We start from the raw sequence: 13526 nt of genomic DNA, 5'->3' as shown, positions 1-13526 counted from the left end.
CGTCATCGGATGCCGGTCGCTGCATAGTTTCCTTAAACCGGAACCGTTTTAGGGATAACTTATGCAGCAATTCAAAGTATTAGAGCGGCCCTTGTGCGTCTGCAGGGATGCGCGGCGTTGCAAGCGTGCGGGATCGTGCCGGTAGGGCGCCGACCCGGCAGCAGGTGAGGACCCCGATGACGAAATTGCGGCAGTCAGGTGACTACCAGATGCCGGTCGTTGACCGGGGCGTGCGGCCGGGCACCATCCTCAGGATCATCCTGCTGGCGATCGTTCTCACCGCTTCGGCGGCCGCATTCGTCGTCTTCAAGAATCAGCTCGAGAACGAAATCGTGCTCGGCATTCTCGGCGTGCTGGCCATGGTCGGCATATTCTTCCTCGTTTCGTCGGTCATCGGTTTCATCGAGGTGATGCCGCAGTCACGGCCTGACGAACTGGCCCGTGCCTTCCTCGACGCGCATGAGGACGGGACGATCGTCACCGACCGCAAGGGCCGCATCATCTATGCGAACGCCGCTTACGGCGCGCTGACGGGCGTGAAGAGCGCAGCCGGCATACAATCTCTCGAAACCATCCTGTCGCGGAACCGCGAAGCGACGGAGGCGATCTATCGCCTGACCAACGGTCTGCACGAGGGCAAGCAGGGACACGAGGAATTTCGGCTGCTGAAACCGCTCGCCAACGGCAAGGGGGCCGGCGCGGGCGCCCATTGGTTTCGTCTGAAGGCGCGCGTGCTGCCGCTCGAGGATGCAGACAGCAATCCGCTCTATCTCTGGCAGATCGCCGACATCACCGCGGAGCGCGACGATCAGGAGCGCTTCTTCAAGGAGCTGCAGAACGCGATCGACTATCTCGACCATGCACCGGCGGGCTTTTTCTCCGCGGGGCGTAAGGGCGAGATCTTCTATATCAACGCGACACTTGCCGATTGGCTGGGCATCGATCTCACCAAGTTCCAGCCCGGATCGATCAGCATCGCGGACCTCGTCGCGGGCGAGGGCTTGGCGCTCGTGCAATCGGTGCAGGCCGAACCGGGCCTCAAGAAGACAAAGGTTCTGGACCTCGATCTGCGCAAGATGAACGGCCAGAGCCTGCCGGTCAGGCTGATCCATCGCGTTTCCTCGACGCGCGACGGCGCGCCGGGAGAAAGCAGGACGATCGTGATGTCGCGCGAGGGCGACGACGGCGACCAGTCGGCGTCGAATGCGGCCATGCGCTTCACCCGTTTCTTCAACAACACGCCTATGGCGATCGCCTCGGTGGACGGAAACGGGCGGATTCTCAGGACCAACGCACCCTTCCTGAAGCTTTTCGCCGGCCTCGTTTCGCAGGACGATTTCGAGCGCGGTGCCCTGATTGAGGCCGTAGTGCACCCGTCTGAAAAGGGCCGGCTGCAGGAGGCGCTAGCGGCGGCCAAGGACCGGCAGAGCGATATCGCCCCGATCGACGCGCTGCATCCGAGGGATGAGGGGCGTCACTTCCGCTTCTACGTGAACGCCGTGATCGACCAGAGTGACCAGGCTCCCGAGGAAGCGGCGATCATCTATGCGCTGGAAATCACCGAGCAGAAGGCGCTCGAGAATCAGATGGCGCAAACGCAGAAGATGAACGCGGTCGGAACCCTCGCCGGCGGCATCGCGCATGATTTCAACAATGTGCTGACGGCGATCTTGCTTTCAGCCGATCATCTCTTGCTATCGGCCCGGCCGGCGGACGCGACATTTGCGGATTTGATGGAGATCAAGCGCAATGCCAACCGCGCCGCGGTTCTGGTGCGGCAATTGCTCGCCTTCTCGCGCAAGCAGACTATGCGGCCGACCGTGCTCAATCTCACCGACGTCATCGGCGACCTCAGGATGCTCGTCGACCGCATGACGGGCACGAACGTCAAGGTCGAAGTGGACTACGGTCGCGATCTCTGGCCGGTGAAGACGGATCTCGGCCAGTTCGAGCAGGTTCTTTTGAACCTCGCCGTCAATGCTCGCGATGCCATGCCAGGCGGCGGAACCATCACGCTCCGGACGCGGAACCTGCCGGCAAGCGAAGTGCCGGCAATCGGACGGCGCGAGCTGCCGGAGGACGACTACGTCATGGTCGAAGTGGCGGACGAGGGTACCGGGATTCCGCCGGAAATCATGGACAAGATCTTCGAACCCTTCTTCACGACGAAGGAGGTCGGCAAGGGCACCGGGCTCGGTCTTTCGATGGTCTACGGAATCGTCAAGCAGTCCGGCGGTTACATCTATCCGGAGTCCGAAGTCGGCAAGGGCACGACCTTCCGCATCCTGCTTCCGCGGTATGTCGAAGCGGCCGAGACACGCGACGAACCGGCATACAACGAAACCTCCGCCGCGATCCCGCTGGCGCCAAGCGAGCCACCGGCGGCGGCAGCGCCTCGGCCGGAGCCGGCCGATCTCACCGGAGATTCCGCGGTAGTCCTCCTGGTCGAGGACGAGGAGGCGGTTCGCCGCGGCGGCAAGCGAATGCTGGAGACGCGTGGCTATACGGTCTACGAGGCGGGGTCCGGCGTCGAAGCGCTCGAGATCATGGACGAGCTCGACGGCGCCGTCGATATCGTCGTCTCGGACGTCGTGATGCCGGAAATGGACGGCCCGACGCTGCTCCGCGAATTGCGCAAGAAATATCCGGATCTGAAATTCATCTTCGTGTCCGGTTATGCGGAAGACGCCTTTGCCCGCAACCTGCCCGCCGATGCCAAGTTCGGCTTCCTGCCGAAGCCGTTCTCGCTGAAGCAACTGGCCGTCGCTGTCCGCGAGATGCTCGATTCCTGACGAGCTTCCGCTTTCGCAGTGGAATGCTTGCTGCGCAGAAGTCGGTGGCAAAAAGTTGAAGCTATGCGACTGTTCGACCGAATTTCCTCTTGAAATTCAAAAGGCGCGGCTTAGTAGCAAAACCTAGGACTTATGCGAATTGCCTGGAGACCAAAGAGTTTGTGGCTCTCCAATCTCTATTGCGTGCCTGTCTGGATCATAAAAACGGAACACTCGCTGTCCCCATGCTTGCCGCTCAATCGGATGGATCAGCCTCACGTGCGGCGCAATGTTTTCGAACGCCGCGTCAAGGTCTTCATGTTCAAAATACAACAGCAAATTTCTTCGGCCATAGGGCTCTTTCCTGATAAAGGCTTTCCGCCAAATTGTTGTTCAAGTGAAGTTCCTTCGTGGATCGCAAAGCCAGTCTCAAAAAGGACGAAGTTTCCGAAATCCTCTAATATTTTCAGACCAAGTCTCTTCTCATAAAATTCCTTAGAGTAATTGATGTCGCGGACGAACGGGATAGGATTGATAAAACGCATCGAATTCCTCCCGTGAAGTCAAAGTCGTTGTCGAGAAAGTCCCGACTAACGCGACGGTTTTGTGACTGAATTTTGCGGCTTCGCGAAAATGGATATTCTGCGACAATTGAGGTGCAGAATGCTTCACGAAGATCTTTTCGGCAAGGAAACCGCCCACAACGTCGTATTGCAAGCGGTTCGACATCACTATCTACCTTAATTCCACATTTTGGGTTACGGCTGGTCTCCATGCCGGGACCACCTTTTGCATCGCAGTGTTATTTCGCCGCGAGCGCTACTGCGATTTCGGCCGCGAGGCGCGCATTGTTCTCGACGAGCGCGATGTTGGTTTCAAGGCTGCGGCCCTCCGTCATGTGATAAAGGTTGTCGAGCAGATAGGGCGTGACCGCTTTGCCGGAAATGCCGTCGCTTGCGGCATTGTCGAGCGCCCGGGTGATGTAGATTTCCATTTCCTCGCGCGGGATTTCGCTTTCCTCTGGAACCGGGTTGGCGACGAGCATGCCGCCGTCGATGCCGAGGAGATCGCGCATTCGCTGGAAATTGGCGATCGCCGCCGGGCTGTTCAGCATCAGCGGGCTCTTGATGCCGGAATCGCGCGACCAGAAGGCAGGGAAGATTTCGCTGTCATAGGTCACGACCGGCACGCCGCGGGTTTCGAGCACTTCGAGCGTTTTCGGAATGTCCAGAATGGCCTTGGCGCCGGCGCAGACGACGATGACGCCGGTGCGGGCGAGTTCATCGAGATCGGCCGAGATGTCGAAGCTCTCTTCCGCCCCGCGATGGACGCCGCCGATGCCGCCGGTCGCGAAAACGTCGATGCCGGCGCGGGCGGCGGCGATCATCGTCGCGGCGACGGTCGTGGCGCCCGTGCGGCGCTCGGCGATCGCGTAGGCGAGATCGGCGCGCGAAAGCTTCATCGCGCCTTGCGTCTTCGCCAGCGCCTCTAGCTTCGCATCATCGAGGCCGATATGCAGAACACCGTGAATGACCGCAATGGTCGCGGGGACCGCGCCCTGCTCGCGAATGATCGTCTCGACGCTGCGGGCCATGTTGAGATTGCCGGGGTAGGGCATTCCGTGGGTGATGATCGTCGATTCAAGCGCAACGATCGGCGCACCGCGCGCCTTGGCGGCCGCGACTTCATCGGAATATTCCATCGGCAGGGATGGCGAGGCGGGTTTGGTCATGATCTTTTCCCTAGGGTGACGATGATTTTTGCTTCGATTCGATCAAGGCCGTCGTGATTGCTTCTGAAAAGGCGGGAGCTGGCAAAGACGGAAACCCTGCAAGCTTCCTCGCCCCGCCTCGCTTTCGGCTGCCAATCTCATGACAGCATTTCCGGCGCCGGGACAAGGGCGAGTGCCTGTTCGATGGCCTCCGTCGACATTTCTTCCGACGCGGCGAAGGGCGAAAGGAGCGTTATGATGGCCGCAGCAATGCCGTGCCGCAGGCATCCGGCAAGGTCGAAGCCAGCAAGCCGAGCGGCGAGGAAGCCTGAAGCCAGCGCGTCCCCGGCGCCGGTGACGTCTGCAAGTGCGGGAAGAGCGGGCGGCACGGCGACGCAGGCGCCGTGGCGATCGAAGGCGACCGCAGCCCGTCCGCCGCGGGTGACGACGCCGCCACGAAGCCCCCTGGCATGCAACAGCGACGGCCATTCCTCGACCGTGGCAATCTCGACTCCGGTGATTGCCTTTGCCTCCGCCTCGTTCATGAACAGGTAATCGAGGCCCGCGAGGCACTCGCCGTAGCGGATCACCTTTGCCGGAGAAACAGCGATACCGGCGATGAGCCGGCTGTCTCCGGAAGCCGCGCTCACAAGCGCTGTCAATGTGTCCTGCGGCAGGTTCGCGTCCATCAGCACAAGATCGCTCACTGCCAAGACCTCGCGCGTGGCCCGCTGCTGCAGGCGGCGCGGCGTAAACAGTGTGTAGAGATCCATGTCCGCAAGTGCGATGACGAGATTGCCGTCGTTTTCAAGGATCGCCGTATAGCTCGGCGTTTTGCGGTCGAGAAAGATGAAGGGGCGATCGATCAGGCCGGCGGCGGCGGCGGCGGCAGCCACCATGTCGCCGGCCGCGTCGCCGCCGCGCGGGCCGATCATGCGCACGCGATGGCCGAGGCGGGCGAGGTTCCGCGCGGCATTGAAGCCGCCGCCCCCGGCTTCCTCGAACCACCTGCCGGGGTTGCTTGCTCCTGGCACGGTCGCGCCGCAGATCCGGCCGCGCCGGTCGAGATGTGCACCGCCGAAAACGGCGATATCCAGTGCTTTCATGTCCGCTCCCAATTGCGCCTCGACAAGGGGCGAAGCGGAGGCGAAGGCTCTTTCCCGCCTGTACTCCGCTCCGACATCTCCGAAGATTTACGGCTCCCGCCGCTTTTGGTCCATCGCGATTCCCGATGCGAATCGGACTGGCAGGCAGATGCGCGAACGAGCTGCGGTACAGCCTGTGGAAATAGCGCAAAATCCCCAGGGAACAGGAATCGAACGTTCGAGAAATTTCCCATATTATTCAGTTGCTTGATGTGCCATTGCCAAAATAGAACAAAACATGTACAAAAACTCCTGCGGCGGCTTCATTGCCTCGATAGCTCCAATAACCTAAAGGTGGACCCAATGGCACAAAACTCTTTGCGGCTCGTAGAGGACAAATCGGTGGATAAAGGCAAGGCACTTGAAGCGGCTCTTTCCCAGATCGAACGTTCGTTCGGCAAGGGATCGATCATGAGGCTCGGATCGAAGGACAGCGTCGTCGAGATCGAAACCGTCTCGACCGGCTCGCTCGGCCTCGATATCGCGCTTGGCATCGGCGGCCTGCCGAAAGGCCGCATCATCGAGATTTATGGCCCGGAAAGCTCGGGCAAGACGACACTGGCGCTCCAGACCGTTGCAGAGGCGCAGAAGAAGGGCGGTATTTGCGCCTTCGTCGACGCCGAGCATGCGCTTGATCCGGTCTATGCGCGCAAGCTCGGCGTCGATCTGGAAAACCTTCTGATCTCACAGCCCGATACGGGTGAGCAGGCGCTGGAGATCACCGACACGCTGGTCCGCTCCGGCGCGATCGACGTGCTCGTCGTCGATTCGGTTGCGGCACTCGTGCCGCGCGCCGAAATCGAAGGCGAGATGGGCGACAGCCTGCCGGGCATGCAGGCGCGCCTGATGAGCCAGGCGTTGCGCAAGCTGACGGCCTCGATCTCCAAGTCCAACTGCATGGTGATCTTCATCAACCAGATCCGCATGAAGATCGGCGTCATGTTTGGCTCGCCCGAGACGACGACCGGCGGCAATGCGCTGAAGTTCTACGCATCGGTCCGCCTCGATATCCGCCGCATCGGTTCGGTCAAGGAGCGCGAAGAGGTCGTCGGCAACCAGACCCGTGTCAAGGTCGTCAAGAACAAGATGGCGCCGCCCTTCAAGCAGGTGGAATTCGACATCATGTATGGCGAGGGTGTTTCCAAGACCGGCGAACTCATCGATCTCGGCGTCAAGGCGGGTGTGGTGGAGAAATCCGGCGCTTGGTTCTCCTATAACAGCCAGCGCCTCGGCCAGGGCCGCGAGAACGCAAAGCTCTTCCTGCGCGACAATCCGGACCTTGCCCGCGAGATCGAGATGACTCTCAGGCAGAATGCTGGCTTGATCGCCGATCGCTTCCTCGAAAATGGTGGACCGGAGAGCGACGGCGACGACGTTGCCGAGATGTAAGAAGCCGAACGACGGAATTTCATCAAGCCGGCTGTCGTCGCGGCAGCCGGCTTTGCTGCGTCTGGACAGCGTGATGCACGGAAGATAAAAGCCAGTGGTTCCGACTGGCTGCGGTCGTCGGAGGGGCGGCTATGAGCATAGGCGCGGGTTGAAGATGCGGCAGGCGGCCCGGTGAAGGCCGGCCGCCGCCGGGAATGGTGCACAGATAGGACGCAAGATGAGCGGCGTGAATGAAATCCGGTCGATGTTTCTCGACTATTTCCGCAAGAACGGCCACGAGATCGTGCCGTCGAGCCCCCTGGTGCCCCGCAATGACCCAACGTTGATGTTCACCAATGCCGGTATGGTGCAGTTCAAGAATGTCTTCACCGGCCTCGAGCAGCGTCCCTATTCGACTGCCGCAACCGCGCAGAAATGCGTGCGCGCCGGCGGCAAGCACAACGACCTCGACAATGTCGGCTACACCGCCCGGCACCATACCTTCTTCGAGATGCTCGGCAACTTCTCCTTCGGCGATTATTTCAAGGAGCGGGCGATCGAGCTTGCCTGGAACCTGATCACCAAGGAATACGGGCTTGATGCCAAGCGCCTGCTCGTCACCGTCTACCACACGGACGATGAGGCCTACGGCCTCTGGAAGAAGATCGCCGGCTTCAGCGACGACCGCATCATCCGCATACCGACGAGCGACAACTTCTGGGCCATGGGCGATACCGGCCCCTGCGGCCCGTGCTCGGAAATCTTCTATGACCACGGCGAGCAGATCTGGGGCGGACCGCCCGGGTCGGCCGACGAAGACGGCGACCGCTTCATCGAGATCTGGAACCTCGTGTTCATGCAATACGAGCAGGTCACGAAAGAGGAGCGGGTCGACCTGCCGCGTCCGTCGATCGACACCGGCATGGGCTTGGAGCGTGTCGCCGCGGTGCTGCAGGGCCAGCACGACAATTATGACATCGACCTTTTCCGGGCGCTGATCGCGGCCTCCGAGGAGGCAACGGGCGTCAAGGCCGAGGGCGACCGCCGCGCAAGCCACCGCGTCATCGCCGACCACCTGCGTTCGTCCGCCTTCCTCATCGCGGACGGCGTGCTGCCGTCGAACGAAGGCCGCGGCTATGTCTTGCGCCGGATCATGCGCCGCGCCATGCGTCATGCGCAGTTGCTCGGCGCGCAGGAGCCACTGATGTGGAAGCTGCTGCCTGCTCTCGTCGGCCAGATGGGCCGGGCCTATCCGGAGCTTATGAGGGCCGAAGCTCTGATTTCGGAAACGCTGAAGCTTGAAGAGACGCGTTTCCGCAAGACTCTGGAGCGCGGCCTGAACCTGCTTGCGGAAGCCTCAGCCGGCCTTTCGGAGGGCGATCAGTTCAGCGGCGAGACTGCCTTCAGGCTCTACGACACCTATGGCTTTCCGCTTGATCTCACGCAGGATGCGCTGCGCGCCAAGGGCATTAGCGTCGATACCGAGGCGTTCTCCGCCGCGATGGAACGACAGAAGGCCGAGGCGCGCGCCAACTGGGCCGGCTCCGGCGAGGCTGCGACCGAGACCATCTGGTTCGAGCTCAAGGAGAAGCACGGCGCCACCGACTTCCTCGGTTACGACACCGAATCGGCGGAAGGCGTGATCCAGGCGATCGTCCGCGACGGCGCCGTGGTCGAGTCCGCCGCAAAGGGCGAGACCGTCCAGGTGATCCTGAACCAGACGCCCTTCTACGGCGAATCAGGCGGTCAGGTGGGCGACACCGGCGTCATCACCACCGAGACCGGCAAACTCACCGTCACCGACACGCAGAAGCGCGGCGAGGGTCTCTTCGTGCACTACTGCGTCGTGGCGGAAGGCAGCGTAAAAGCCGGTGAGGCGGCCGCGTTGACGGTCGACCATGCACGCCGCACGCGGCTCCGCTCAAATCACTCCGCGACCCACCTGTTGCATGAGGCGCTGCGGGAAGTTCTTGGCACACACGTGGCGCAGAAGGGCTCGCTCGTCGCGCCCGATCGCCTGCGCTTCGACGTGTCGCATCCGAAGCCGATGACGGCGGAAGAATTGAAAGTTGTCGAAGAGATGGCGAACGAGATCGTCGTTCAGAACACCCCGGTGACCACGCGGCTCATGAGCGTCGACGATGCGATCGCGGAAGGTGCCATGGCGCTCTTCGGCGAGAAGTACGGCGACGAGGTGCGCGTGGTGTCGATGGGTCAGGGCATTCGCGGCACGAAGGCAGGAAAGCCCTATTCGGTCGAGCTTTGCGGCGGTACGCACGTGTCTGCGACCGGCGATATCGGCCTCGTTCGTATTGTTGCGGAGGGAGCCGTCGGTGCCGGCGTGCGCCGCGTCGAAGCGTTGACGGGTGAGGCAGCTCGCGCCTATCTCAACGAACAGGACGAGCGGGTGAAGACGCTCGCGGCTACGCTCAAGGTCCAGCCGGCAGATGTTCTCGGCCGGGTGGAGGCGCTTCTCGACGAGCGACGCAAGCTGGAGCGGGAACTGACGGAGGCGAAGAAGAAGCTCGCGCTCGCAGGAGACGGCCAGAATGGCTCCGGCGATTCTGCCCGCGATATCGGCGGCGTCCGCTTCCTCGGCCGGGTCGTATCCGGCGTCGAACCGAAGGATCTGAAGAGCCTTGCCGACGACGGCAAGAAGACGCTCGGTTCCGGCGTCGTCGCCTTCGTCGGTGTCAGCGGCGATGGCAAGGCGAGCGCCGTCGTGGCCGTGACGGACGACCTTACGTCGAAGCTCAGCGCGGTCGATCTGGTGCGCGTCGCCTCTGCGGCGCTCGGCGGCAAGGGTGGTGGCGGACGTCCGGACATGGCTCAAGCCGGCGGGCCGGACGGCGGGCGTGCAGCCGAGGCGATCGAAGCGGTCGCAGTTGCGCTGGCTGGCTGAGAGGCGAGCGAAGCAAACATCGAAAGGAGGGCGCTGCGGCGCCCTTTTTCATACCTTTTCGCTTCGGATGGCGTCGAGTGCCGCCTCGACGGAAGCACGCATCACGACGCGTGGCGGGCGGACATGGTGCTGATAGAGCGTGCGGCGGACGTGCGAACTCGCCCCGGTTATGATGAAGCGAACTCCGCTGCGTTCCGCCTTGCGCAACGTACCCTCGATGACGTTGGCGGCCGTGGAATCCATGAAAGGAACCTCGGAGCAGTCGAGGACGAAGTTGCGGCGCTGGTCGGCGATGCGGTCGAGAACGGTCCCCACAGTCGCCGCCGAGCCAAAGAAGAAGATACCGGAAACGCGATAGATTACCGTATCGGGATCGTCGGCAACGACGGGATGCTCGTCGCCGTTCTCCTGGGGCAGAAGCGACGGCGGTTTCGTTTCGCCGACCGAGATGCTTTTCGCCATGCGATCGATGAACAGCACCGCGCCAAGCGCGAAACCGATGACTATTCCCTCTGTGAGTTCCCGAAAGACAACGATGAGAAAGGTGGCGAGCAGTACGACGGCGTCGCCATAGGAGGAGCGCAAAAGCGCCATGAAGGCCGGCTTCTCGACCATGTTCCAGGCGACGATCGCCAGCACACCCGCCAGCGATGCAAGCGGGATATAGCTCGCGAGAGGGGCCGCCAGAAGCATGAAAAGCAGAAGAAAGACGGAATGCAGCATGCCGGAAACCGGGCTCGTCGCACCGGCGCGCACATTTGTCGCCGTCCGAGCGATCGTACCGGTGACGCAGATGCCGCCATAGAGCGCCGAGGAGATATTTGCGATCCCCTGAGCGATCAGTTCCATGCTGGAGCGATGCCTGCGCCCCGTCATCCCATCGGCGACGACAGCCGACAGCAAGGACTCGATCGCGCCGAGAAGGGCGAACGAGACTGCGTCCGGGAAGACGGCGGCCGCCTTGTCGAGCGAGAGCGGCGGCAAGTTAGGAAGAGGCAGCCCGCGCGGGATGCCGCCGAACCGCGTACCGATCGTTTCTGCCGGCAATTGCAGGAGAGCGACGATGACCGAGGCGGCTGCGACGGCGATCAGCATCCCGGGCAAATGCGGCCGCAACCGGCGCAGCCCGAGAATGATGCCGATCGTTAGGGCCGCCGTCAGCACCGCTGCCCAGTTGACCGTGCCGGAGGCGCGGCTTAGCGCGATGACCTTGTCAACGATCGGCCCCGGTTCGGCGCCGGTAAGCGTGAGGCCAAGGAGATCACGCAACTGGCTTGCGAAAATGATCACGGCGATCCCCGCAGTGAAGCCGACGGTGACGGGATAGGGAATGAACTTAATATATTTTCCGAGCCGCAGATAACCTGCGGCAACCAGCATGATGCCGGCCATGGCCGTTGCAAGCAGCAGACCGTCGATACCATGTCGCGCGCCGGTGGCGGCAACGAGGACGATGAAGGCACCGGCCGGACCGCCGATCTGCACGCGACTGCCGCCGAGAAGCGAGACGATGAAGCCGCCGACGATCGCCGTGTAAAGCCCCCGGTCGGGCGTCACGCCGGAGGCGATGGCAATTGCCATGGAGAGCGGCAGCGCGACGATCGCGACGGTCAGGCCGGCGAGGGCGTCGGCCCTCAGGCGGGCGAGGCCATATCCTTCGGTAAGGATGCTGATCGTTTTCGGAACGAGGGAGTCGGGCATCGGCGAGGCTTTTCCGGATGCCGTCACGCTGGCGGAATCGTACGTGTCGGGCACGCTCAGCCTATCCGAGTCGCGACGCTGCACAAGCGGTTCGAGGGAGGTTAATGTCAGCAGGATTTGTGAAATTGATCTGTGGTTTGAAGGTTTCAGCGAAGCGCGAGAGTTCGACAGGGGCATTCGGCATGAGTGACGCTGCATGGGCGGCATATGAGAAGCGGCTCCACCGCGTCTCGGCTCATATCTATGCGCATCTCGACGAGGAGCTGGATCTCGACCGGTTATCGGAGATCGCATGCCTGTCGCCGCACCATTGGCACCGCATCTATCGTGCGGTGCATGGGGAAACCTTGGCGGCGACGGTAAAGCGGTTGCGGCTGCAAAGGGCGGCCGCCGATCTCGTCCAGACCGATCTCGCGGTCGAAGCGATTGCGCGACGCTCCGGCTACCCGAATATTCAATCCTTCAACCGCACCTTCAAGGCCGTCTACGGCCTTCCGCCGGCGCGGTACAGGAGGGAAGGGAGCCACAGAGTCTTCGAAACCTCCGCGACGGAAGGAAATCCTGCCATGTATGACGTCACCTTACGACAAATCGATCCCCTTGCGCTCGTCGGCGTAGCCCATTCGGGCTCCTATATGGCCATCGGCCAAGCCTTCGAGACGCTCTATGGCACCCTGTTTGCACGCAGCCTGTTCCGCCCAGACATGGAGATGATCGGCATTTACCTGGATGATCCGGAACTGGTGGCGACGGAAAAGCTCCGCTCCTTTGCCTGCGTGACGGCGACGGACGACGTCCCTGTCGAAGCGCCACTGACACCGCGGAAAATCGATGGCGGCCAATACGCGGTGCTGCGCCACAAGGGGCCTTACGCCGATATGCCGAAGGCCTATCAGTGGCTCTATGCGACTTGGCTGCCGCAGTCCGGCCGCGCGATCCGTGACAGCGTGATGTTCGAGAAATATCTCAACAATCCGCGGGACGTCGCCCCGACGGAGCTGCTCACGGAAATCCATCTGCCGTTGAAATGATGCCTTACGCGCGGGTACCGAACATAAAGCGCCTCGCATTTAAACGGGCCCATGCGACGCGCTTTAGATCTTTGCTTTTATGCATCCCGCTGCCGAAAAACGCACTTTCGAGCGACATGCATTAGCCGATCTATCCGATGACACCCCAGTGGCGCAGCCCCTCGATCACGCCGTCGGCATGGGAGGCTTGGGCGAGAAAATGTCGGCGATCATGCCCGATGGCTTGGCGCAGCTCGGGAAGCGCATTGGCAACGACCACGCCGCGCACATGCGGCATTTCGAACATCTCCCGGTCGTTGCCGGTGTCGCCGGCGACGACCACCTGGTCGAGTTCAACTGCCAGTTCGCGGCAAATCCAGGCAAGCGCTCGCCCCTTGCCGCCTGCGTGTGGCAGAATGTCGAGATCGCGTCTGCTCGAATAGATCAGTTTGACATCCAGTCCGGCGCCCACCAACCTTGCGGCGATCTCATGGATGCGTTGCTCTTCGGCGTCGTGCAGACACCAGCTCGACTTGTGCGGATGCTGATCCGCGGCCGCCTGGGGTATTACGCCCTCGACCGTGTTCATGACGGCCGCGAGTGCTCCCGCATCAAGCGGCTGGCCAAGTTCCTTGACGAAGGCTTCGGCGCGCGCCCGCATTCGCCCGTCGACAATCATTGTGCCGACGCCCCCGATCACGTAGTCGGGCTTCGGCAACAGCTTTGCATCGACCAGTGCCAGCATGTCGTCAGCAGGCCGGCCGCTGTTGTAGATGAGGAGCGGCCGCTCGTGCCTGCTGAGAGCATCCCAGGCGCATTGGAAGCGTTCGGCGGCTGCCTCATCGCCAAGAAGCGTACCATCGATATCGGACGCAACAAGTCTTACGGGCTTGATCGCCATCTCTCACCGCCCCTTCC

8 protein-coding genes and 1 pseudogene are annotated in these 13526 nt (G+C 62.1%); 4 read left to right on the top strand and 5 right to left on the bottom strand.

Translation table 11 applies throughout. The features are described 5' to 3' along the window. Positions 1-176 precede the first annotated feature (176 nt). Positions 177-2792: a cell cycle histidine kinase CckA gene (gene cckA, locus M728_RS07880; RefSeq protein WP_026623062.1), complete on the top strand. Its 2616-nt coding sequence runs from the start codon at positions 177-179 to the stop codon at positions 2790-2792. 123 nt (positions 2793-2915) lie between these two features. On the opposite strand, the pseudogene M728_RS07875 reads toward cckA, so the two are convergent. The 3 genes and pseudogenes from M728_RS07875 to M728_RS07865 all read right to left on the bottom strand — a co-directional run bounded on the left by M728_RS07875 (position 2916) and on the right by M728_RS07865 (position 5588). Further along, a pseudogene (locus tag M728_RS07875) lies at positions 2916-3316 on the bottom strand (VOC family protein). 257 nt (positions 3317-3573) lie between these two features. Further along, complete coding sequence (locus M728_RS07870; protein WP_026623063.1) at positions 3574-4503, bottom strand: pseudouridine-5'-phosphate glycosidase; 930 nt, start codon at positions 4501-4503, stop codon at positions 3574-3576. Positions 4504-4640: 137 nt separating this feature from the next. Further along, positions 4641-5588 (bottom strand): carbohydrate kinase family protein, encoded by a 948-nt coding sequence (locus M728_RS07865; protein ID WP_026623064.1) that lies wholly within the window; start codon positions 5586-5588, stop codon positions 4641-4643. 342 nt (positions 5589-5930) lie between these two features. Between M728_RS07865 and recA the strand changes: the two genes are divergently transcribed. Continuing rightward, entirely contained in the window at positions 5931-7016 is a 1086-nt protein-coding gene (gene recA / locus M728_RS07860; RefSeq protein WP_026613978.1) for a recombinase RecA, read from the top strand. 217 nt (positions 7017-7233) lie between these two features. Further along, the gene (gene alaS, locus M728_RS07855) at positions 7234-9897 is read left to right on the top strand and encodes an alanine--tRNA ligase (protein WP_026623065.1); all 2664 of its coding nucleotides are present in this window, start codon (positions 7234-7236) and stop codon (positions 9895-9897) included. A 48-nt stretch (positions 9898-9945) separates the two neighbouring features. Here alaS and M728_RS07850 read toward each other — a convergent pair whose 3' ends face one another. Then, entirely contained in the window at positions 9946-11598 is a 1653-nt protein-coding gene (locus tag M728_RS07850; protein ID WP_026623066.1) for a SulP family inorganic anion transporter, read from the bottom strand. A 182-nt stretch (positions 11599-11780) separates the two neighbouring features. Between M728_RS07850 and M728_RS07845 the strand changes: the two genes are divergently transcribed. After that, entirely contained in the window at positions 11781-12629 is an 849-nt protein-coding gene (locus M728_RS07845; protein WP_026623067.1) for a GyrI-like domain-containing protein, read from the top strand. 130 nt (positions 12630-12759) lie between these two features. On the opposite strand, the gene M728_RS07840 is transcribed toward M728_RS07845, so the two are convergent. Beyond that, positions 12760-13509, bottom strand: a complete 750-nt coding sequence (locus M728_RS07840; RefSeq protein WP_156943582.1) for an HAD-IIB family hydrolase — start codon at positions 13507-13509, stop codon at positions 12760-12762. Positions 13510-13526 lie beyond the last annotated feature (17 nt).

The sequence above is a fragment of the Ensifer sp. WSM1721 genome, assembly GCF_000513895.2.
GTDB lineage: Bacteria > Pseudomonadota > Alphaproteobacteria > Rhizobiales > Rhizobiaceae > Sinorhizobium.
Note: the sequence above shows the minus strand (reverse complement) of the source record. Positions and strands in the feature narration are given on the sequence as shown.